The organism is Brachybacterium atlanticum (genome assembly GCF_025669985.1).
Classification (GTDB): Bacteria; Actinomycetota; Actinomycetes; order Actinomycetales; family Dermabacteraceae; genus Brachybacterium; species Brachybacterium conglomeratum.
Genome location: NZ_JAKJJW010000038.1, coordinates 1 through 21,714, shown reverse-complemented (window position 1 = coordinate 21,714; position 21,714 = coordinate 1). Strand labels below are relative to the sequence as shown.

16 protein-coding genes are annotated in these 21,714 nt (G+C 71.9%); 9 read left to right on the top strand and 7 right to left on the bottom strand.

What is annotated here, in order from left to right:
- Positions 1-95: 95 nt before the first annotated feature.
- Both L3K22_RS14560 and L3K22_RS14555 read right to left on the bottom strand, forming a co-directional pair.
- A complete protein-coding gene (locus tag L3K22_RS14560) occupies positions 96-1,052 on the bottom strand; it encodes a carbohydrate ABC transporter permease (protein ID WP_263312023.1) in 957 nt (318 codons plus the stop codon).
- Between the two features lie 13 nt (positions 1,053-1,065).
- Entirely contained in the window at positions 1,066-1,929 is an 864-nt protein-coding gene (locus L3K22_RS14555) for a carbohydrate ABC transporter permease (protein ID WP_263312022.1), read from the bottom strand.
- A 131-nt stretch (positions 1,930-2,060) separates the two neighbouring features.
- Between L3K22_RS14555 and L3K22_RS14550 the strand changes: the two genes are divergently transcribed.
- Entirely contained in the window at positions 2,061-4,328 is a 2,268-nt protein-coding gene (locus L3K22_RS14550; protein ID WP_263312021.1) for an NAD(+) synthase, read from the top strand.
- A gap of 175 nt (positions 4,329-4,503) precedes the next feature.
- Here L3K22_RS14550 and L3K22_RS14545 read toward each other — a convergent pair whose 3' ends face one another.
- From L3K22_RS14545 to L3K22_RS14535, 3 genes are read right to left on the bottom strand one after another with little or no spacing between them, the layout of a single operon-like run.
- Complete coding sequence (locus L3K22_RS14545) at positions 4,504-5,388, bottom strand: carbohydrate ABC transporter permease (protein ID WP_263312020.1); 885 nt, start codon at positions 5,386-5,388, stop codon at positions 4,504-4,506.
- A 52-nt stretch (positions 5,389-5,440) separates the two neighbouring features.
- A complete protein-coding gene (locus L3K22_RS14540; protein ID WP_263312019.1) occupies positions 5,441-6,406 on the bottom strand; it encodes a carbohydrate ABC transporter permease in 966 nt (321 codons plus the stop codon).
- Positions 6,407-6,409: 3 nt separating this feature from the next.
- On the bottom strand, positions 6,410-7,870 hold the full coding sequence (locus tag L3K22_RS14535; RefSeq protein WP_308445950.1) for an ABC transporter substrate-binding protein: 1,461 nt from the start codon (positions 7,868-7,870) through the stop codon (positions 6,410-6,412).
- Between the two features lie 173 nt (positions 7,871-8,043).
- Here L3K22_RS14535 and L3K22_RS14530 point away from each other — a divergent pair, with 173 nt between their 5' ends.
- Both L3K22_RS14530 and L3K22_RS14525 read left to right on the top strand, forming a co-directional pair.
- Positions 8,044-9,111, top strand: coding sequence for a sugar-binding transcriptional regulator (locus tag L3K22_RS14530; RefSeq protein WP_263312018.1), 1,068 nt, complete (start codon positions 8,044-8,046; stop codon positions 9,109-9,111).
- A 223-nt stretch (positions 9,112-9,334) separates the two neighbouring features.
- Positions 9,335-10,927 (top strand): mannitol dehydrogenase family protein, encoded by a 1,593-nt coding sequence (locus L3K22_RS14525; RefSeq protein ID WP_263312017.1) that lies wholly within the window; start codon positions 9,335-9,337, stop codon positions 10,925-10,927.
- 352 nt (positions 10,928-11,279) lie between these two features.
- Here L3K22_RS14525 and L3K22_RS14520 read toward each other — a convergent pair whose 3' ends face one another.
- Entirely contained in the window at positions 11,280-12,461 is a 1,182-nt protein-coding gene (locus tag L3K22_RS14520) for a putative endonuclease domain-containing protein (protein ID WP_263312016.1), read from the bottom strand.
- A 677-nt stretch (positions 12,462-13,138) separates the two neighbouring features.
- On the opposite strand from L3K22_RS14520, the gene L3K22_RS14515 reads away from it, so the two are divergent.
- From L3K22_RS14515 to L3K22_RS14500, 4 genes are read left to right on the top strand one after another with little or no spacing between them, the layout of a single operon-like run.
- On the top strand, positions 13,139-14,506 hold the full coding sequence (locus tag L3K22_RS14515) for an aspartate kinase (RefSeq protein WP_263312015.1): 1,368 nt from the start codon (positions 13,139-13,141) through the stop codon (positions 14,504-14,506).
- On the top strand, positions 14,503-15,621 hold the full coding sequence (locus L3K22_RS14510; RefSeq protein WP_263312014.1) for an aspartate-semialdehyde dehydrogenase: 1,119 nt from the start codon (positions 14,503-14,505) through the stop codon (positions 15,619-15,621). Before L3K22_RS14515 ends, L3K22_RS14510 begins: the two co-directional genes overlap by 4 nt.
- A 13-nt stretch (positions 15,622-15,634) precedes the next feature.
- Entirely contained in the window at positions 15,635-16,543 is a 909-nt protein-coding gene (locus tag L3K22_RS14505) for a TetR/AcrR family transcriptional regulator (protein WP_263312013.1), read from the top strand.
- 55 nt (positions 16,544-16,598) lie between these two features.
- On the top strand, positions 16,599-17,171 hold the full coding sequence (locus tag L3K22_RS14500; protein ID WP_263312012.1) for a PRC-barrel domain-containing protein: 573 nt from the start codon (positions 16,599-16,601) through the stop codon (positions 17,169-17,171).
- Here the strand turns inward: L3K22_RS14500 and L3K22_RS14495 are convergent.
- The gene (locus tag L3K22_RS14495) at positions 17,168-19,282 is read right to left on the bottom strand and encodes a potassium transporter Kup (RefSeq protein ID WP_263312011.1); all 2,115 of its coding nucleotides are present in this window, start codon (positions 19,280-19,282) and stop codon (positions 17,168-17,170) included. The genes L3K22_RS14500 and L3K22_RS14495 overlap by 4 nt on opposite strands.
- Before the next feature lie 145 nt (positions 19,283-19,427).
- Between L3K22_RS14495 and L3K22_RS14490 the strand changes: the two genes are divergently transcribed.
- Entirely contained in the window at positions 19,428-20,957 is a 1,530-nt protein-coding gene (locus L3K22_RS14490) for an MFS transporter (RefSeq protein ID WP_263312010.1), read from the top strand.
- 2 nt (positions 20,958-20,959) lie between these two features.
- The gene (locus L3K22_RS14485; RefSeq protein ID WP_263312009.1) at positions 20,960-21,607 is read left to right on the top strand and encodes a TetR/AcrR family transcriptional regulator; all 648 of its coding nucleotides are present in this window, start codon (positions 20,960-20,962) and stop codon (positions 21,605-21,607) included.
- Positions 21,608-21,714: the final 107 nt, after the last annotated feature.

Here is a 21,714-nt window from a genome sequence, read left to right as displayed (position 1 = left end):
AGGTCCTTCCGGGAAGTGATGTCCTGCCCATTATCGTCCGCCGGCCCCGTCGGGGGGCGCTGGATGACCTACCGAGACGGGGCGGTGTGCGGCCCTCAGCGCAGCGTCGCGTCGCCGACGGAGCGGGTGATCTGCTTCTGGAAGACGATCATGAGGATCACCAGCGGCAGCATCGCCAGCGTCGTCCCGGCCATCACCAGGGTCCAGTTGTTGTTGTACTGCGACTGCAGCGCAGAGGTCGCCACGGTGATCACCCGCCATTCGGGCCCGGAGGTGATCACCATCGGCCACATGAAGCTGTTCCAGTGGGTGACCACCGTGATCAGCACGAGGGTGACGATGATCGGCCGGTTCAGCGGCACCACCAGGTGCCACAGCAGGCGCAGCGTCCCGGCGCCGTCGATCCGCATCGCGTCCATGAGCTCGGAGGGGATGCCGCGGAAGTTCTCCCGCAGCAGGAAGATCGCGTAGGGGGAGCCGAGCACGAAGGGCAGCACGAGCGCCCAGAAGGTGTTGCGCAGCCCCATCTCCGAGAGCATCAGGTACAGCGGCACCACGACCACCACCTGCGGCACCATCAGCGTCGCGATGTACACCCAGAACAGCAGGTCACGGCCGGGGAAGCGGAGCTGGGCGAAGGCATAGGCGGCCAGCACCGAGAACACCATCTGCCCCACCAGGATCACGGCGACCATCTGCACGGTCACCGCGACGGGGGTGACGAAGCCGTCCTCGGAGCTGAACAGGGCGATCAGGTTGTCCAGCACCGGCGGGGCGGGGATCGACAGCGGCCCCTCCTGCGCGAACTGCGTGGTGGAGGTGAGCGCGGTCATCACCGAGAACAGGAACGGCCCGAGCGTGAGCACGGCCGCGACGATCAGCACGAGATAGGTCGCGCCGACGCCGAGCACGCGGCGCGCGAGCAGCGAGCCGGTCAGCGGCCGACGGCCCCCGGAGGGGCGGGCGGTGCGCCTGTGATCGCGGCCGACGGAGCCGTCGTCGGCAGCAGGCGCGGAGCGCCCGTCGGCCGGGCTCGGATCGTGAGCAGTCATCTCGTCCCTCCTCTCAGCTCATGTCGTAGGTGATGCGCTGGGAGAACCAGCGCTGCTGGATCACCGTGATCACCACCAGCAGGACGAACAGGATCACCGCCACCGCGCTCGCGCGGCCCAGGCGGCTGGCCTCGAAGGCCTCGTGGTAGATCAGGGAGGCGATCACCTCGGTGCGGTGCTGCGGCCCGCCGCCGGTGAGGGCGAAGACCATGTCGAACACCTGGAAGGAGGCGACCACCTGGGTGACGGCGAGGAAGAACGTCGTCGGGCGCAGCAGCGGGATCGTCATGAACCACAGCTGCTGCCCGGCGTTCGCGCCGTCGATCCGGGCGGCCTCGTAGATCGAGCCGGGGATCCGCGACAGCCCCGCCTGGAAGAACAGCGAGATGTAGCCGACGTTCTGCCAGATCGCGACGAAGGCGACCGCCGGCAGGGCGAGCGAGGGATCGGTCAGCCACTCGATCCGCACCCCGAGGATCTGGTTCAGCGCGCCGACCGACGGCTGGAAGATCCACTTCCACACCACGCCGAGCGCGAGCGGCGCGCACACCCACGGGATCACCACGATCACCCGCACGATCGCCGAGCCCGGCAGCGCCCGCACCAGCTGCGTGGCGAGCACGAGCCCGATCGCGAGCGACACCGGCACCGAGATCAGCGTGAACACGCCCGTGACCAGCAGGGAGTTCGCGAGCGCGCCGTCGGACAGCAGGGAGGCGTAGTTGTCCAGGCCCAGGAAGGTGCGCGTGCCCAGCAGGTCCCAGCGGAACAGGGATACCACGAAGGCGAGCACCACCGGCAGGATCAGGAAGCAGGTGACGCCGATCAGGCTCGGGGCGATCAGGAGCCAGCCGAGAAGGGGTCTGCGGGAGCTCATCGTCGATGCCTCCCGCCTGCGCCGTGCCGATGTTCCACCGGGTCAAACTATCGCAGCGTCGCCCAGGTCGTGGCGCTGTCCGTCCCGGCCAGGGGCCGACGGGGAGGGGCGCGGCGCACTACGCTCGGGCCATGACCTCTGCGACGGACACCGCCGGTCACGCGGCCGCGGCCACGGACCCCCATGCCTCGATCTACGACCACGGCTTCGTGCGCGTCGCCGCGGTGACGCTGCCGGTCGCGCTCGCCGACCCGGCCACGAACGCCGAGCGCCACCTCGAGGTGCTGCGCGACCTGCACGACCAGCAGGTCGGGATCGCGGTCTTCCCCGAGCTGTCCCTGACCGGCTACTCCCTCGACGACCTCGTCCTGCAGGAGCCGCTGCTGGACGCGGCCGAGCAGGCGGTGCTCACCGTGCTCGAGGCGAGCGAGGAGCTGATGCCGATCATCGTGCTCGGCGCCCCGCTGCGCGCGAAGGACCGCTCCCGCGTCTTCAACTGCGCCGTCGTCATCCACCGCGGGCAGATCCTCGGCATCGCCCCGAAGCAGAACCTCCCCACCTATCGCGAGTTCTACGAGCGGCGCTGGTTCGCCCCGGGCGACGACGCGGCGGGCGAGGAGGTGATCCTCGGCGGACAGTTCGCGCAGCTCACCCCGCACGGCATCATCCAAGTCGAGGACGTGCCCGGCCTGTCGCTGTTCGTCGAGGTCTGCGAGGACATGTGGGTGCCGGTCCCGCCGTCGGCCGAGGCCGCGCTCGCCGGCGCCACCGTGATCGCGAACCTGTCGGGCTCCCCGATCACGATCGGCCGCGCCGAGGACCGCAAGCTCATGGCCCGCTCCGCTTCCGCCCGCGGCCAGGCCGCGTACATCTATGCCGCCGCCGGCGAGGGGGAGTCCACGACGGATCTCGCCTGGGACGGACAGACCTTCGTCTACGAGTGCGGTGACCTGCTGGGCGAGTCCGAGCGGTTCCCGACGGGCGTGCGCTCCACGATCGTCGACGTCGACCTCGACCGGATCGTCGCCGAGCGCCGCCGCCAGAACACCTTCGACGACAACCGCCGCACCCATGCGACCTCGCTCGAGAAGTTCGACGGCTGGGAGGAGACGAGCCTCTTCGGTCCGTGGGAGCCGACCGAATTCTGGGACGACGAGGCCGACGACGCCGACGAGGAGCTGCCCGACCCGATCCTCCTCGGCGGCCGGCGTCGCGCCGCGCAGGCACAGCACGACGCCCGCTCCGCCGCGACCGGTGCTGAGCTGCCCGCCCTGCGGACCCCGCCCGCGACCGGCCCGCTGCGCCGCCACCTCGACCGCTTTCCCTTCGTGCCCGACGACCCCGCGCGCCTCGCCCAGGACTGCTACGAGGCGTACAACATCCAGGTCGCAGGGCTGGTGCGACGTCTGAAGCAGATCGGCGGGGACAAGCCCGGCGGCACCCGCCCGGTCATCGGCGTCTCCGGGGGACTCGACTCCACCCACGCGCTCATCGTGTGCGCCCGCGCGATGGACCTGCTGGGCCGAGACCGCTCCGAGATCCTCGCCTTTACGATGCCGGGCTTCGCCACCACCGAGCACACCCGCTCCAACGCTGAGCTGCTCTCGAGGGCGATCGGCGCGAGCTTCGAGACGATCGACATCCGCCCCGCCTCCACCCAGATGCTCAAGGACATGGGTCACCCATTCGGCGAGGGTGAGCCGGTGTACGACGTGACCTTCGAGAACGTCCAGGCCGGGATGCGCTACGACTACCTGTTCCGCCTCGCGAACCACCACGGCGGCATCGTGGTGGGCACCGGCGATCTCTCCGAGCTGGCGCTGGGCTGGTGCACCTACGGGGTGGGCGACCACATGTCCCACTACGGCGTGAACGCCGGCGTGCCGAAGACCCTCATCCAGCACCTGATCCGCTGGGTCATCTCCGAGGGGGTCTTCGACGCCGCGACCGCCGAGGTGCTGCGCGCCGTGCTCGACACCGAGATCTCCCCGGAGCTGATCCCCACCGCGCCCGGGCAGAAGGCGCAGTCCACCGAGGACTCCATCGGCCCCTACGCGCTGCACGACTTCGCGCTCTATCACCTGCTGCGTCGCGGCTACGGCCCCGGCAAGATCGCTTATCTCGCCCATCAGGCCTGGGGTGATGCGGAGGCGGGTCAGTGGCCGGCCGGCTACGCCGAGGAGGACCGCCGCGCCTATTCCCGCGAGGAGATCAAGCACTGGCTGACCGTGTTCACCAGGCGCTTCTTCTCCAACCAGTTCAAGCGCTCCGCCCTGCCGAACGCCCCGAAGGTGCTGGCCGGCGGCTCGCTCTCACCGCGCGGCGACTGGCGGATGCCCTCGGACGCCGCGTCGACCGCCTGGCTCGCCGAGATCGAGCGCGACGTCCCCGGCGACTGAACGGCGGCCGGGCCGCGGGCGCCGACACTCATCGAGACGTGGCTTTCTGTCTCTATCGGGCCTGATAGGAGCAGAAAGCCACGTCTCGCAGCGGTCCGCCCGGCGGTGAGGGGCGGGGCCCGGCCGACGGTGAGAGGTGAGCGGCCCGGCCGACGGTTCCGGTCGGCCCGGCCGCTTACTTCACCGCACCCATCGACAGGCCGCGCACCAGCTGCTTCTGTGCGATCCAGCCGGCGAGCACCACCGGCAGCGAGGCGAGCACCGAGGCGGCCGAGAGCCGGGCCAGGAACAGCCCCTCCGAGGTCATGGTCGACATCAGGAAGATCGGCACGGTCGCCGCGTTCGCCGCGGTGAGGTTCAGGGCGAAGAAGAACTCGTTCCACGCGAAGATCACGCAGATCAGCGCCGTCGCGGCGACGCCCGGGGCGACCATCGGCAGCAGCACCGTGCGCATGGTGCGCAGCAGTGAGGCGCCATCGATCGAGGCCGCCTCGAGCACCTCGCCGGGCACCTCGAGGAAGAACGAGCGCATCATCCACAGCGCGATCGGCAGGTTCATCGCCGTGTACAGGACGATCAGCGTGAGGATGTTGTCGAGCATCCGGATCTGCCCGGCGATCACGTAGATCGGCATGATCACCGCGACCACCGGCAGCATCTTCGTGGAGATGAAGAAGAACAGCACGTCCTGCGTGCGCTTCACGGGCCGGATGCTCACCGCGTACGCGGCGGGCACCGCGAGGACCAGCACCAGCAGCGTCGAGATGCCGGTGGCGAGCGCCGAGTTCAGCACGTACGAGCCGACCTGGGCGGAGCTGATGATCGAGGTGTACTGCTCGAGCGTCGGCGTGAAGAAGAAGGCGGGCGGGTTCGAGGCGGCCTGCGACTCCTGCTTGAAGCTGGTCAGCACCATCCATGCCACCGGGGCGAAGAACAGCAGGCCGACCGCCCAGGCGAGGACGGAGAGCAGGTGCCCGCCGATCCGGCCCTTCCCGCGGCGGGCGCGGGGAGCGCGCACGGCGGCAGGAGCGGCCGACGGGGAGACTGTCGCTGTGCTCATGACTCCCTCTCCTCCCGCTCGTTCCTCGCAGTTCGTCGATCGAGGGTGGCGGTCATGACTGCTCCTTGGTGTTGATGCTCGTGAAGATCAGGCGCAGCGCGAAGGTCGCGATGACGATCGTGGCGATGACCGTGACCACGCCCATCGCGGCGGACTGCCCGATGTCGAAGCCGAGGAAGGCACGCTGGTAGATGTAGAACGGCAGGTTCGCGGACGCCGTGCCGGGCCCGCCCGCGGTCATGAGGTAGATCTGGTCGAAGGTGTTGACCACGTAGATCGCGCCCAGCAGCACCGACAGCTCGAGGTAGAACCGCAGGTGGGGGAGAGTGATGTGGACGAAGGTGGTCCACGTCCCGGCCCCGTCCATCTGCGCCGCCTCGAGCACGTCGCCGGTCTGGGACTGCAGGCCGGCCAGGAGCAGCAGCATCATGAACGGCGTCCACTGCCACACCAGCGCGACGATGATCGAGAGCATCGGGAACTGGCTGGTCCAGTCCACCGGGGAGATGCCGACGGTGCCGATCAGCCAGTTCACGAGCCCGTAGGTGGGGTCGAACATCGAGATCGACCACAGCATCGCGCTGGCCACCGGCATGATCAGGAACGGCGTGATCAGCAGGGTGCGGATGAATCCGCGGCCCACGAACTCCCGGTCCAGCAGCAGCGCGAGCCCGAGCCCCAGCAGCAGCGAGACGAGCACACAGCCCAGCGTGATGAGGATCGAGTTCAGCGCCGCGGTGCGGAAGGTCGAGTCGACGGCGAGGTCGAGATAGTTCCGCAGCCCCACGAACGTCTCGCCCTCGGGGCGCAGCAGGTTCCGTGAGCGCAGCGAGTACCAGATCGTGAGCAGGAACGGGATCTGGGTGCAGATCACGACGAACACGAAGGCGGGCATCAGCGGGAGCCGACGACGCCAGCCCTCGGCGCGGGAGGTCCCGTCCTCGCGGCGGTGGGAGCGGGCCCCGTCGGCCGACGGGGCGCGCCCTCCGGGCGCGGGTGCGGTGTCCAATGCGGTCATGGCTCAGCCCTCCCAGCCGTAGGTGCGGGCGACGGACTCGGCGAAGCCCTGCGCCTGGTCGAGGGCCTCGCCGACGCTCTTCTGCCCGGCGATCGCGGCGGAGAACTGCTGGCCGACGCGGGTGCCGAGGTCCTGGAACTCGGGGATCACGACGTTCTGCAGCCCGTCGTAGGGGACGTCCACGGTCATCGAGTTCTCCTGGGTCGAGTTCTCCATCGAGTCGAGGGTCGGCTCTGCGTAGGTCTTCGAGAGCTCCGCGTACTCGGGGATCTCGTAGGTGGACAGACGCGATCCGGGCGGCAGCGCCTCCCAGCCGATCTCCTGGCCCACCAGCTGGAAGTAGTCGGGGTGGGTCATCCAGGCGATGAACTCCCAGGCCGCGTCCTTCTTGCGGCTGGTCTCGGGGATCGCGAGCGCCCAGGAGTAGAGCCAGCCGGCGTACTCGGTGTCCTTCGTCGGCCCGAGCGCGTAGCCGGTCTTCCCCACGACGGTCGAGGAGTCGGGGTTCTCCACCCCGGAGACCATCGAGGAGGCGTCGAACCACATGGCGGCGTTGCCCTGGCTGAACTGGGTCAGGCACTCGCCGAAGCCGGAGGTCGCGGCGCCGGGCTGGCCGTAGGAGCGCAGGGTGTCGACGTAGAGCGCCACGGCGTCGTGCACCTCGGGGGAGTCCAGTCGCGGCGCCCAGTCCATGTCGAACCAGCAGCCGCCGAAGGTGTTGATCACGGTGCTCATCGGGGCGAGGTTCTCGCCCCAGCCCGCGAGTCCGCGCAGCGCGATCCCGCTCATGCCCGCCTCGGGGTCGTGCAGGGTCCGGGCGAAGGAGCGGATCTCGTCCCAGCCGGGACGTTCGGGCATGGTCAGGCCCGCCTCGTCGAAGAGGTCCTGGCGGTAGACGAGGAAGGCGCTCTCGCCGTAGAAGGGGACGGAGTACATCGCGCCGTCGACGGTGAGCGCGTCCTTGATCGTGGGGACGAAGTCCTCCGGCGCGTAGCCCTCGGTGCGGGCGATGTACGACTCGAGGTCGGTGAGCCAGCCGTTCGGGGCCCACAGCGGGGTCTCGTAGTTCGAGATCATCACGACGTCGAACTCGCCGCCGCCGGAGGCGACCGAGGCGGTGATCTTCGCGCGCGCCTCGTTCTCCGGCAGGGACACGAAGCGCACGTCGATGTCGGGATGCTGGGCGGTGAAGCGGTCGATGAGGCTGATCGCGTCCTGCATCTGCGGGTTCGAGACGATCGCGACGACGATCGACTCCTTCCCGCCGGCGGAGGAGCCGGCGCCGCATCCGGCGAGGCCGGCGGCACCGAGGCCCGCGGCGAGCCCGGCGCCGAGGACCGTGCGCCGTCGGGGACGGGAGGGCCGTGGCGGGGGTGAGGGGTGGGGACGGGGACCCATGCGCTGTTCTCCTGTGAACATCGCGGAGACGGGCCGCTCGGGCGCGTCGTCGCGGAGGGCGGGCACGGTCAGCGCCTCGGGGGCGTGCCCGGGAGGGCACGGCCGACGGGACGACCGTTCGCTCAGATGAGCGGGGAGGCTTCTCAACTGAGGGTGAGCGTAGTCATATACGCTCAGTCGAGCAAGTATCAGCCCTCACCTGAGGGGATCTGTGCAGTGGGCGGAGGGAGGAGTCGGGAGTGGACGAGCAGACCGCGGCCCGGAAGGCGGGCGAGAAGGTCGGAGTCCGGAAGGCGGACACGCGTGCCGGGACTGCGGACGTCCGCGCCGGGAAGACGGATGCGCCAGCCGGGACGGCGGATGTGCGAGCCGGCGGCGATGCGCCCGACGCGATCGCGCTCAAGGTCGCCCTCGCGAGCGAGCACCACCTCGAGGGCGTGCCGAAGATCGAGCTCGCCCGGCGCCACGGACTCTCCCGCTTCCAGGTCGCGCGCCTGCTCGACGAGGCGCGCGCCGAGGGCATCGTCCGCATCGAGGTCGTCGATCCGACCGCCGCCGGCCGCGACCTCTCCCCGCTCGCCGAGCGCCTGGGCATCTCCTCCGTCACCGTCGCGGTCGCTCGTTCCGGCGAGGCGCCCCGCGCCGCGATCGCCCGCCAGGTCGCGGGCCTGCTGATCCGTCACCTGCGGGAGGGCGGACGTCTCGGCGTGGCCTGGTCGCGCACCCTGATGCATCTGCCCGCCGCGCTCGATGCGCTGCCCGCGGCCGACATCGTCCAGCTCGTCGGCCCCGTGAGCACCGCCGGGCACTCGACCGCGCAGTCCTCGGCGCTGGTCCACGAGCTCGGCGCCCGCTCCGGCGGCCAGGTCTGGGCCCTGCCCACTCCGCTCATCGTCGACTCCCCGCAGGTCGCGGCCTCGCTGCGCTCCATGGAGGAGGTGCGCACGGCGCTCGATGCGGCCGACGGGCTCGACGTGGCGACCGTGTCCGTCGGCGCCTGGGCCGACGGGGCCTCGACCCTCTGGAGCCGCCTGCGCCCCGCCGAGCAGCAGCGCGCCCTCGACGCCGGCGTGGCCGCCGAGATCTGTGGGATCCTGCTCGGCGAGAGCGGTGCCGTGTGGCACTCCGCCGTCGAGGACCGCGTGATCGGGGTGCGGCCCGACCAGCTCCGCCGTGCCCGCGTCATCGCCGCGATCCCCGCCGTCGGCCATCCCGAGGCGGTGCTCGCCGCGGCCCGCTCCGGTCTCGTCGACGACATCGTCCTCGCCCCCGGGCTCGCCGAGCAGGTCGAGGCGCTCCTGGGCTGAGCGCGCCCCTTCGTGCTCGGCCGGCCGCTCTGCCTCTGCTGTGCTGGCCGATCGGGTCGCGCGCTGCGCCGCCGTGCCGCCTCGGGTCGACCGCGCCGCCGCTCAGCGCCCTCGGGTCCGCGGTGACCCCGGCGTCGAACAGGTGAGCGCCACCTTCTGCTCATCTGACGTCGGAGTGTGTATCGTCGGGCGCACCCCCGATTCCTCGTCGAAGGATGAGCCGATGACCGCTCCGACCGCACTGACCTCCGCCGCCCTCCCCGAGATCGCCGCGCGCGGCGAGGTCGCCACCCCGCAGCAGCCGCTGGACGAGCGACGGGTCGGCATCGTCCACTTCGGCGTTGGCGGCTTCCACCGCGCCCACCAGGCGATGTATCTCGATCGCCTCATGAACGCCGGACGCGACCTCGACTGGGCGCTCTGCGGCGTCGGCCTGCTGCCGGGCGACGCTCGGATGCGCGACGCGCTCGACGCCCAGGACTCCCTGTACACCCTGGTCACGAAGGCGCCCGACGGGACGCGCGACCCCCGCGTGATCGGCTCGATCGCCCGCTACCTCTTCGCGCCCGACGACCCCGAGGCCGTGCTCGCGCAGATGACCGACCCGGCCGTGCGGATCGTCTCGCTCACCGTCACCGAGGGCGGCTACAACTACAACCCCTCCACCGGGGAGTTCCAGTACGAGACCGAGGCGGTCGCCGCGGACCTCGCCACGCGGTTCGATCCTGCCGACGCCCAGGCCGCGGCCCTCGCGGGCTCGGACGACGGCGGCGCGAACTCCGCGCAGCAGACGGGTCAGCCCCGCACGATGTTCGGCTACGTCGTCGAGGCGCTGCGCCGCCGCCGCGAGGCCGGCACCGCCCCCTTCACGGTCATGTCCTGCGACAACGTGCGCGGCAACGGCGATCTCGCCAAGCGCATGATCCTCGCCTATGCGCAGCGCCGCGACGAGAACGGCCTGCACGGCGATGCCCCGATCGCGGACTGGATCGCCTCCGACGTCGCCTTCCCCAACTGCATGGTCGACCGCATCACCCCCGTCACCGCCGAGTCGGACATCGCGACGATCGCCTCGGACTACGGCATCGAGGACGCCTGGCCGGTGGTGAGCGAGGACTTCGTGCAGTGGGTGCTCGAGGACGAGTTCCCCGCGGGCCGCCCCGCATGGGAGGAGGTCGGCGTGCAGATGGTCGAGGACGTCGAGCCGTACGAGCTGATGAAGCTGCGCCTGCTGAACTGCTCCCACCAGGCCATCGCCTACTTCGGTCTGCTGCTCGGGCAGACCTATGCCGACGAGGCCGCCGTCGATCCGCACCTCGCCCCCTTCACCCGCACCCTGTACATGGATCGCGAGGGCACACCGACCGTGCCCGAGGTGCCCGGCATGGACCTCGACGCCTACAAGGACGAGCTCATGGCGCGCTTCGCGAACACGAGCGTGAAGGACACCCTCGCCCGCCTCGCCGCCGAGTCCTCCGACCGCATCCCCACCTGGCTCGTGCCCGTGATCCGGGAGAACCTCGAGGCCGGCCGCGACGTCTCCGCCTCCGCCGCGATCGTCGCCTCCTGGGCCCGCTACGCCGAGGGCACCGGGGAGAACGGCGAGCAGTGGCCCGTCGTGGACCGCCTGCACGACCGCGTCATGGCCGCCGCCGCGAAGCACGACGAGGACCCGCTCGCCTTCCTCCGCGACGAGGAGCTGTTCGGCGACCTCGTCGAGCACGAGGCGTTCACGACGCCCTACCTCCACGCCCTCGAGGTGCTCCGCACCGACGGCGCCCGCGCCCTCCTCACCGAGCTCACCGCCGGGCTCTGACGGGCGGCCCAGCCGGTCCCGGTTCCGCCCCTCGCCGGCCGCTCGCGCCCAGCGCCCGTCGACTTTTGCGCCGTCAACGACTCATCCCTCGTTCGGCATGAGTCGTGGGCGGCGCAAAACTCTCGAGTCCCGGTCCGCCGAGCCCGGTCCGCCGAGCCCGGCACCGCCGAGCCCGGCACCGCCGGGGCAGGGGCCGACGGGCTCCGGTCTGTCGAGGCGCGGGCCTCGGGACCGTAACCGTCTGGACCGCCGCGGAACCGCGTACGTGACCGGAGTGGCGGTACAGAGGGCAGGGCAGCACGACAGGTCCTGTGAGGATCGACCTGCATCGCCTGCCGGTGGCTTCTCGCACTCAGACTGACTTCGGTGCGCGCAGCGAACGGCCGAGCCGTTTCCCGGCGCTGCCAGACCAGTTGCTGGTCGAGGGCGCGGGTGCGCCGACGGAGACGAACGTGCGGTGCAGCGCGTCCAGGATCCGCCCCGGCTGCTTGATGTCCTCGGCATTGAGCGCGCGGATGTTCCACCCGACGGAGTGGAGGGAATCCAGTCGACCCTGGTCTCTGCGCCTCTGCTGCGTGGTGAAGCGGTGGTAATCGCCGTCGTACTCGAGAGCGATGCCGAGCTCCGGGTATGCGAGGTCGAGGTACCTCAGGCCGTTCGTGTCCGGATCGCGCACGGGGTGGTTCAGCACCGGTTCGGGGAAGCCTGCGCGCTGGAGCAGCAGTCGTGTGCGGGTCTCACCGGGTGAGTCCGTGTTCGCCCGCGCGTCGCGCAGCGCATCTCGGAGCGCGCGGGCGCCCCAGACAGCGCCGAAGATCTCCGTGGTCTCTCGGATCTTCTCGAGGCTGGCGTCCCGCAGCGGAGGGTCGCGGGAGACGAGGGAGTCAATGGCGATCACTATCTCGTCGTGCTCGAGCAGGGTCGCGATCTCCAGCAGGGCGATGTAGGGATGGGAGAGCTCGATGTCGCCGACGCGGAAGTGGGTGCGTGGTGAGGTCCGATGGACCACGGCGTTCGGGCCCGCGGCACGCTGGTTCCCCGGATCCACTCTGCAGTGCAGGAGCGGCGGGGTGACCAGGTGGCGTTCCGTCGGCGGGCGACCGAATCGGGGCCCGGAGCGCAGGACCGGGAGGCCGGACTCCGCTCGTCGGCGCCAGGCCGGAGGAAGGTCTTCCGCATCGAGAACCTCCGACCGATCCTCGGAGCGGGTGGGCAGGGTGCTCGGGACCGTGCGCCTTCCGCCCTCTTCGTAGGAGACGCCCGCCAGGACTCCGATGCCGCGGTCGACCCACCAGGGCAGGGCGATCCCGAGGAGTGCGGCGGCGGTCGTGTGGCTGATGACAGCCCCCGGGACCACGTCCTGCTGGAGCACCTTGCACATCGTGTTGACCGTGGCGGGCCTCGCCGTCGGGGTGGAGAACCCTCGGAACACGGTGTGGAGATCGGGACCGGCGAGACGCCGTGACGAGACCCCTCGAGCACGCCACTCCTCGCGGGGGAGGAGAGCGCCGGGCGGAAGCGGCGTGGTGCGCATGTCGAGGGACGGTATGGCCGGCCGGTGCGGGACGGTGACGGCCGTTCGCGAGCTGTGGACGACGGCCGCATGTGGAGGGGAGGTCGCAGGGCCCGATCTCCGCAGCGCTCCGCCGTCCCCGGGCCCGGCACCGCCGCACCCTGCTCTCGCCAGGAGCTGTCCAGGCGACGCGCAGACCGCGAGCTCGGCTGTGCCCGCCAGGTTTTGTCGCCGTGAGGACTCATGTCGGGGAGCGCATGGGTCGTGGCGCCACAAAACCTGCAGCCTGACGTCCGTGCCGTGCCGTGCCGTGCCGTGCCGTGCCGTGCCGTGCCGAGCCGTGCCGTGCCGTGCCGAGCCTGCGCCCCGCGCGCCCCGCCAGCCGCGCCGCGCCCGGGGCGGTGTTGCGCCGGTCACGTGCGCGAACCGTCCTGACCTGGTCCTCTGTCTCGAATGACGAGGTCACTGGGGCTTCGGGGAGCCGTCTTCGTAGACTGGCCTGCGTGTCGCGACGGCGTCACCGGATCGTCCGGGACGAGCGGTGTCCGGCGGGAGGCGTGCGTCTGCGCCGCTCCCGCGAGGCCGGCTCGGACCGCACGGCACGGGGCGTCCGATCGGCTCGAGCGGACCCGCGACGGCGGAAGTCCGCGCACCCACGCACGATCCGCACCGCCCTCGACAGTCAAAGGAAACCGCTCATGAGCCTGGTCGTCCAGAAATTCGGAGGATCCTCCGTCGCTGACGCCGACTCGATCAAGCGCGTCGCGCGCCGCATCTCGATGTACTCCAGGGCCGGCCACAAGGTGGTGGTGGTGGTCTCCGCGATGGGGGACACGACCGACGACCTGATCGACCTCGCCGAGCAGGTGAGCCCGAACCCGCCGCCGCGCGAGATGGACATGCTGGTCACCGCCGGTGAGCGGATCTCGATGGCGGTGCTGTCGATGGCGCTGAACGACACCGGCGTCCACGCCCGCGCCTACACCGGCTCTCAGGCCGGGCTGATCACCGACGAGGTGCACGGAAAGGCGCACATCCTGCGCGTCACCCCGGGCCGGATCGAAGAGGCGCTGGAGGAGGGCGCGGTCGCGATCGTCGCCGGATTCCAGGGCGTCTCGCAGGCCACGAAGGACATCACCACCCTCGGTCGCGGCGGCTCGGACACGACCGCCGTGGCGCTCGCCGCGGCGCTCGAGGCGGACGTCTGCGAGATCTACTCCGACGTCGACGGCGTCTTCACCGCCGATCCCCGGATCGCGCCGGCCGCGCGCCGCGTCCCCGTCATCTCCAGCGAGGAGATGCTGGAGATGGCCGCGAACGGCTCGAAGATCCTCATGGCGCGCAGCGTCGAGTACGCGCGCCGCTACGGGGTGCCGCTGCACGTGCGCTCCTCGTACTCGGGCCGGCTCGGCACGATCGTCACCGACGAGCCCGACCGCGAGATCCCGATCGACCCCGACGTCACCCTCCGCCCCGCGGACGCCGCCCGTCGCGACGCCGCCGACCCGACCAAGGAGCTCCCCATGGACGACATCGCAGCACCGGGCCTCGAGGCGCCGATCATCTCGGGCGTCGCCCACGACCGCAGCGAAGGCAAGATCACCGCCGTCGAGGTCCCGGACGCGCCGGGCAAGGCGGCGCTGCTGTTCGACGTGGTCGCCGGGACCGGCGCGAACATCGACATGATCGTGCAGAACTCCTCGACGGTCGACGACACCGTCGCGATCTCCCTGACCCTCCCGGAGTCCGACGCCCCCGCCGCCCTCGAGGCGATCGAGAAGGCGCGCGAGGCGATCGGCTTCACCGAGGTCCGCTACGACGACCAGATCGGGAAGGTCTCCATCGTCGGCGCCGGGATGCGCGCGCACCCGGGCGTCTCGGCGACCCTGTTCCGCTCGCTCGGCGAGGCGGGCATCAACATCGACATGATCTCCACCTCGGAGATCCGCATCTCCGTCGTCACCGAGCAGTCGCGGCTCGACGACGCGGTGCGCGTGATCCACACGGCGTTCGGCCTCGATGCCGAGCAGACCGAGGCCGTGGTCTACGGAGGGACCGGACGATGAACACCACCAGTGCCCCCAGCTCCGCCACCGCGCCCGACTTCTCGGGCACCCCCGGCTACGCGGCCGACGGGCCCGTCCTCGGCGTCGTCGGCGCGACCGGCCAGGTCGGGCGTGTGATGCTCGCCCTGCTCGCCGACCGCTCGGTCGCACACTCCGCGATCCGCGTGTTCGCCTCCGCCCGCAGCGCCGGCAGCACCGTCTCCTATGCGGGTCTCGACCTCGTGGTCGAGGACGCGGAGACCGCCGACATCACCTCCGAGGGGCAGCGGCTGGACGTCGCGATCTTCTCCGCCGGCGGCTCGACCTCGAAGGCGCTCGCGCCCCGCTTCGCCGAGGCGGGCGCCGTGGTCGTCGACAACTCCTCGGCCTGGCGCCGTGACGAGGAGGTGCCGCTGGTGGTCTCCGAGGTGAACCCGGAGCAGATCACCGCCCCGAAGCGCGGCATCATCGCGAACCCCAACTGCACCACCATGGCCGCGATGCCGACCCTGAAGGCCCTCCACGACGAGGCGGGCCTGGCCCGTCTGAAGGTCGCCACCTACCAGGCGGTCTCCGGCTCCGGCGTGGCCGGTGTCGCGGAGCTCGCCGCGCAGGTCAGGAAGGGTGTCGACCATGTCGAGGAGCTCGCGCTGGACGGCTCCTCGGTGGAGCTCGGCGAGCCGGGCGTGTACCAGGCGCCGATCGCGTACAACGTGGTCGCGCTCGCCGGGAACCTGATGGACGACGGCTCCGGCGAGACCGACGAGGAGCAGAAGCTCCGCAACGAGTCCCGCCGCATCCTGGGCCTGCCGGACCTGCCCGTGGCCGGCACCTGCGTGCGCGTGCCGGTGATGAGCGGCCACGCCCTCGCGATCCATGCCGAGTTCGACCGGCCGATCACCCCGGAGCGGGCGCGCGAGCTGCTCGAGGTGGCGCCGGGCGTGACCGTCGTGGACCTGCCCACCCCGCTGATGGCGGCGGGCAAGGACGGCACATTCGTCGGCCGCATCCGACAGGACGCCTCGGTGCCGGACGGGAAGGGCCTGATCCTCTTCGCGGTGGCCGATAATCTCCGCAAGGGAGCAGCTCTGAACGCGATCGAGATCGCGGAGCTGATCGTCTCCCGCCGACGGTGAAGGAGGAATGCCGATGACAGGTGTCGTGACCAACGGGTCGCTGGGGGCGGGGACGGGACCGGTGCCGCCGTCGGCGGTCTTCTCCGATCGAGCCGGCGAGGAGGCGCCGTGCGGCGCGGGCGGCGGGGCGCTCGAGGAGCCGCTGGGCCGGGTGTTGCGCAACCTCGACACCGTCACCGAGTCCCAGGGCGGGCTCGGCGCGGGCCTCGAGGGCGCGCGCGGCGCCTCGAGCGACGGGGCCGCACGGGCGGCCGACGGGGCCGTCACGACCATCGGCTCCGGTACGGCCATCGGCTCCGGCACGGTCGACGGGTCCGGCGCGGTCGAGGGCTCGACCGCCGCCGAGCCCTCGCGGCGGGAGATGATCCTCGACGCCGCCTCGGCCCTGTTCGCCGAGCGCGGCTACGACGGCGCGAGCCTGCGCGACATCTCGCGTCGCGTCGGGATCTCGCATCCCGGCATGCTGCACCACTTCTCGTCGAAGGAGGTGCTGCTCGGCGCGGTGATCGACCGGCTCGAGGCGCATGCGCAGGGTCTGCTGGACTCGGCCGACTCGATCGCCTCCTCGCCGGAGACGCTGATCGCGGCGCTGGGCGGTCCGTGGGATCCGCGTGAGCATTCGATGGCGCTGCTGGCGACGCTGTCGGCGGAGATCGTGGATCCCGGGCATCCCGGCCGCTTCCGCGTCGCCCGGCTCCGACTGGTCCACGAGCACGTGCTGGAGCGCGTGTTCGGCGGCCTCGACGAGCGGGGGCATCTGGTCGCCGGCACCTCGCCGAAGTTCCTCGCCCGCTCGCTGTTCTCGCTGCTGCTGAGCCTGACGGTGCGCGAGCACACGGTCCGCGAGCTGCAGAAGACCGCCGATGGGGACCCGATCGCGGACGTGCAGGAGTTCGTGCGGCTCTGCTGCGTGACCGGCTGAGCGTCCGGGCCACGTCGGTAGACTCCGTGGGCGTGACCCCCTGCGAGGAGACCCGATGAGCGCCGAGCGCACCCCGGAGGATCGCACCTCCGGCCTCACCGGCGGGCCGAGGCCCGAGGACGCGGGGGAACAGCCTCCCGCCCACCTCCGGGCGCCGGGCCTGCAGGCCCTCGCCGGGCTCACCGTGCGCGGCAGCGACGACCGGGTCGTCGGCCGCGTGCGCGACGTCTACCAGCACGATGCGAGCGGCGAGCTCGCCGCGCTCACCGTGATGCCGCGCCAGCTGAGCTCGCGCACCGTGATCATCCCGGCCGCGGCGATCGGGGGGCTGACCCCGCCCGGGGCGAGTCCCGCACCCGACGAGGATGCGGTGGTGCGCCTGCGCGTGGACGCGGCGACGGCGCGGGCCGGGAGGCGCCCGCCCGCGACCGCGCACGTCGGCCCCCAGGAGCTGCGCGAGGCCGCCGAGGCGCTCGGGCTGGTGCCCGAGGACGCGGCCGGCACGGGGGCCGCCGGCGGGTCCGTCCGCCGGGCCGGCGCCGAGGACTCGGCGGGCACGGACGACCGCCCGGACCCGGACCGCGGGCACCACCTCGAGAGCTCCGCCCCCGAGGACGAGCCCCGCTAGAGCACCGTCTCGGCGCCCATCACCACGGTGCGCGACGGCGGCAGATGCAGCACCTGGGTGCGGTTCGCGGAGCCCTTCTCGAGAAGGCGCACGAGCCGCTTCTGCCAGCGCGGCATGACGGGCTCCTGCCCGGCCTCGATGCGGAACACCGACAGCACGTACATCGCCTCGTCCGCGTCGACCGCGAGCGCGGGCAGATGCCGCCGGCAGTCGTCGGCGCAGTCCGCCTCGTGCGGGTGCCCGAGCAGCGCGACCGCGGTGCGCAGCGCGGCGGGGACGTCCTGCGAGTCGTGGAAGCCGACCAGGTAGGTCACCTGCACGATCCCCGGCCCGATCTCGCGGGCGTGGACCCGGTCGTCACGGTGGGCGTGCGGCACCCCGATGTGCTTCATCGTCACGATGACGACGTGCTCGTGGAGCACCCGGTTCATCTCCACCCCGGTGCGCAGCGCGAGCGGCACGGTGGTCGGATCGCCGTGCGGGTAGACGACCAGGCCCGGGACCCGTCGCACCGCGCAGTCGGGACCGGCGACGAACTGCTCGAGCGGCCCCTCGAGCTCCCGTCGGCGGCCGAAGAGGATCCGCGCCCCGCGATGCCACACCAGCATGATCGTGGTGAGCGCCGCCGCGATGACCAGGGAGATCCAACCTCCGGCGGGGATCTTGACGATGTTCGCGGCGAGCAGCAGCAGCTCGAGCCCGCCCACGACCGCCGCGAGCGCCGCCACCTGCCACAGCGGTCGGCGCAGGATCCGTCGCGCGTAGAGCAGGTACAGCGCGAGCACCAGCAGGATCGTCGCGGTGACGGCCAGGCCGTAGGCCGCCGCGAGCGCCCCGGAGCGGCGGAAGACGAGCACCAGGGTGACCACCCCTGCGAAGAGCAGCAGGTTGATCGCGGGGAGGTAGACCTGGCCGCCGTGCTCGAGGGAGGTCTGGGTGACCTTCATCCGCGGCAGCAGCGACAGCCGCGTCGCCTGGCGCGCCACCGAGAACGCCCCGGAGATCACGGCCTGGGAGGCGATCACCGTCGCGAAGGCCGCGAGCGCCACCAGCGGGATCCGCAGCGCCTCGGGCACGAGGGTGAAGAAGGGGTTCGCGATCGCGGCGGGGTCGGCGAGGATCAGCGCGCCCTGGCCCAGGTAGTTGATCACCAGCGCCGGGAGCACCAGCGCGAGCCAGGCGACCGCGATCGGGCGACGACCGAAGTGGCCCATGTCGGCGTACAGCGCCTCCGCGCCGGTGATCGCGAGGACCACGGCGCCGAGCGCGATGAACGCGACGAAGGGACGGTCCGCCATGAACGCGATCGCGTGGTGCGGGGACAGCGCGCGCAGGATCGAGGGGCCGGCCAGCAGGTGCGGCAGCCCGATCGCGGCGAGGGTCAGGAACCACAGCGCCATCACCGGGCCGAAGAACCGCCCGATGCCTCCGGTGCCGCGGTGCTGCACGGCGAACAGCGCGGTGAGCACGATCAGCGCGCCGGGCACGATCACGGCGTCGGGCACCGCGGCGGCCACCTCGATGCCCTCGAAGGCGGAGAGCACGGAGATCGCCGGGGTGATCACCGAGTCGCCGAAGAACAGCGCCGCGCCGACCACGCCGAGCACCAGCGCGACGGACGCCTCGCGCGGACCGACCCCGCCGGGCCCGTGCAGCTTGCGCAGCACCAGCGCGGTGAGGGCGAGGATGCCGCCCTCGCCCTGGTTGTCCGCCCGCATGATCAGGCCGATGTAGGCGAAGGTCACGATGATCAGCAGACACCACACGACCATCGAGATCACCCCGAGCACGTCGGCCTCGGTGGGGGCGACGGCGTGGTGGTGGAGGCTGAACACGGTCTGCAGCGCGTACAGCGGGCTCGTGCCGATGTCGCCGAAGACCACGCCGAGCGCGCCGAGCGAGGCCGCGGCGAGCGGGGTCCGGGAGCGGGGCATGCCGCGGTGGTCGAGATGGCGATGGCTGTGCGGGTGGTCGCGGGGCCCGGCGGGGGAGCGCGGCGCGGCCGACGGGGGAGGGGCCTGCGAGGCGGGCTCGTCGGCCGGAGGGGTTCGCTCGGGATCTGGGGTGAGGGGCTCGTCGGAGCGGGGCGAGCTCGAGGTGTCCTCGTGCACGGAGCGAAATCATGCCACCGCCGCGGCCCGATGCACCCGGCGGGAGCGTGCGGATTCTGCTCCGTGCGTCACATCCCGCGCCAGGTGACTCACACGAGCTGAACGGCTCTGGCAGCGAACCGATCGGTTCGTTAGTCTCCGGGGCATGACGACCTCCCGGACCTCCGCCGTCCCCTCGCCCCCGGCCGTCCCCCTGGCCGGGCGCCGCGAGTGGGCGGCGCTCATCGTGCTCGTGCTCGCGGTGACGCTGCTCGCCGTCGACGGCACGGTGCTCTTCCTCGCGATCCCCTCGCTGACCGCGGACCTCGCCCCCACGGCCACGCAGATCCTGTGGATCGGGGACATCTACTCCTTCGTCCTGGCCGGACTGCTGATCACCATGGGCAACCTCGCCGACCGCATCGGCCGCAAGCGCCTGCTCCTGATCGGCGCCACCGCCTTCGGCGCCGCGTCGCTGCTGGCGGCCTTCGCCCCGAGCGCCGGGATGCTGATCGCCGCCCGTGCCCTGCTGGGACTCGCGGGCGCCACGATCATGCCCTCGACCCTGTCGATCATCCGCAACCTGTTCCACGATCCGGCCCAGCGCACCCGCGCGATCGCGCTGTGGTCCGCGGGCGCCATGGCCGGCGGCGCCGTCGGCCCGCTGGTCGGCGGGGCGCTGCTCGAGATGTTCTGGTGGGGCTCGGTGTTCCTCATCAACGTCCCGGTGATCGTGGCGGTCGTCGGGCTCGGCGCCTGGCTGCTGCCCGAGTCGCGCAGCCCTGTCGCGGGGCGGATCGACCTGCTCTCCGCGCTGCTGTCGGTGCTGGCCGTGGTGCCCGTCGTCTTCGCGATCAAGCAGGTGCTCGGCGGCGGCGCCGGAGCGCCCGCCCTGCTGGCCGCCCTGATCGGCGCCGCCGCGGCCGTCGTCTTCGTGCGACGCCAGCGGCGCCTGGCCACCCCGCTGATCGACGTCGAGCTCTTCCGCATCCCCGCCTTCAGCGGTGCGATCGCCGCGAACGGCCTGTCGATCTTCGCCTTCCTCGGGATGCTCTACTTCTTCTCCCAGTACCTCCAGCTGGTCCGCGGCTTCTCGCCCTTCGTGGCCGGGCTCGCGGAGATGCCCGCGACGCTGGCCTCCCTCGTCGTGGTGGTCGTCGTCGGCGTGGCGCTCGCCCGGCTCGGACGGGGCCGTGCGATCGCCCTCGGGCTCGCCGTCGGGGCGCTGGGGCTGGCCGGCCTCGGCGTCGCCGAGGGACTGCCGGGCTACCTCGGGATCGGGGTCGCCCTGGCCGTGATCGGGCTCGGCACGGGCCTGTCGATGACGCTGTCCACCGACGCCGTGGTCTCCGCGGTGCCGCCCGATCGCGCCGGCGCCGCCTCCTCGATCTCGGAGACCGCCTACGAGCTGGGCGTCGCGCTCGGCATCGGAGTGCTCGGCTCGCTGCACACCGCGATCTACCGTGCGGACCTCACGATCCCCTCCGGCACCCCCGCGGCGCAGGCCGAGGCGATGGAGGACTCCCTCGCCCACACATCGAGCATCATGGAGGAGGGGGCGCCCCTGCTCGAGCTCGCGCAGGACGCCTTCACGCACGCCACCCAGGCCACCGCCCATGTCGCCGCCGGGCTGCTGGCCCTCGCGGCCCTCCTCGCCTGGCGCCTCATCCCCTCCGAGACGACCCCCAGGAGCTGATCGTGGAGAACGACAACCCCGGAGTCGCCGACGACCCCGGCACCGCCGACGAGCCCGGCACCGCCGACGAGCCCGGCACCGCCGATGAGCCCGCCGGGCAGCCCGCGCCCCAGCGCGACAAGGAGCGCACCCGCGCCGCGATCCTCGACGCCGCCGCGAGCATGATCGTGGAGCACGGCAGCGGGGTGAGCCTCGCGGACATCGCCCGACGCGCCGGGGTGTCCAAGGGGGCGCTGACCCACCACTTCCCGCACCGCCTCGAGCTCGAGAAGGCCCTCGTGCACCGCTCCAACGAGCATTTCTGGGCCGATGTGCACGCCCTCGTCGACCTCTCCGAGAACCGTCCCGGCAAGCTGCTGCGCGCCTACGTGCGCGCCCTGACCGCACCGGACTCGCGGGCGGCCGAGATCTTCTCCCCGTCCTCCCTGCTGACCGTCCTCGGCGACCGCCCGGGCATGGAGGAGCTGGTCGACGAGGACGCGGCACGCTGGCGCGAGGCGCTCTCGGCCGACGGCTTCGACCCGGCGCAGGCCCTCGTGGTGCGCCTGGCCAGCGAGGGGCTCGCGATGAACATGGGCACGCCCTACGCGACCGAGCAGGAGCGCGAGCTCGCCCACGCCCGCCTGCTCGAGCTGGCCGAACCGCGCTGATCGCGACGGCCGGCCCGTCTACCATGGCCGCCATGACGTCACCGAGCCGACCCGCGCCTGGGGCGGCGGACGGGACGCCCGGCCCCGCCGCCTCGGCCGGCGCCGCC

Bases quoted from the DNA above. Each gene is read 5' to 3' on its own strand.
- L3K22_RS14560 (WP_263312023.1), bottom strand. From the start codon at position 1,052: ATGACTGCTCACGATCCGAGCCCGGCCGACGGGCGCTCCGCGCCTGCT.
- L3K22_RS14555 (WP_263312022.1), bottom strand. From the start codon at position 1,929: ATGAGCTCCCGCAGACCCCTTCTCGGCTGGCTCCTGATCGCCCCGAGC.
- L3K22_RS14550 (WP_263312021.1), top strand. From the start codon at position 2,061: ATGACCTCTGCGACGGACACCGCCGGTCACGCGGCCGCGGCCACGGAC.
- L3K22_RS14545 (WP_263312020.1), bottom strand. From the start codon at position 5,388: ATGAGCACAGCGACAGTCTCCCCGTCGGCCGCTCCTGCCGCCGTGCGC.
- L3K22_RS14540 (WP_263312019.1), bottom strand. From the start codon at position 6,406: ATGACCGCATTGGACACCGCACCCGCGCCCGGAGGGCGCGCCCCGTCG.
- L3K22_RS14525 (WP_263312017.1), top strand. From the start codon at position 9,335: ATGACCGCTCCGACCGCACTGACCTCCGCCGCCCTCCCCGAGATCGCC.
- L3K22_RS14520 (WP_263312016.1), bottom strand. From the start codon at position 12,461: ATGCGCACCACGCCGCTTCCGCCCGGCGCTCTCCTCCCCCGCGAGGAG.
- L3K22_RS14515 (WP_263312015.1), top strand. From the start codon at position 13,139: ATGAGCCTGGTCGTCCAGAAATTCGGAGGATCCTCCGTCGCTGACGCC.
- L3K22_RS14510 (WP_263312014.1), top strand. From the start codon at position 14,503: ATGAACACCACCAGTGCCCCCAGCTCCGCCACCGCGCCCGACTTCTCG.
- L3K22_RS14505 (WP_263312013.1), top strand. From the start codon at position 15,635: ATGACAGGTGTCGTGACCAACGGGTCGCTGGGGGCGGGGACGGGACCG.
- L3K22_RS14500 (WP_263312012.1), top strand. From the start codon at position 16,599: ATGAGCGCCGAGCGCACCCCGGAGGATCGCACCTCCGGCCTCACCGGC.
- L3K22_RS14490 (WP_263312010.1), top strand. From the start codon at position 19,428: ATGACGACCTCCCGGACCTCCGCCGTCCCCTCGCCCCCGGCCGTCCCC.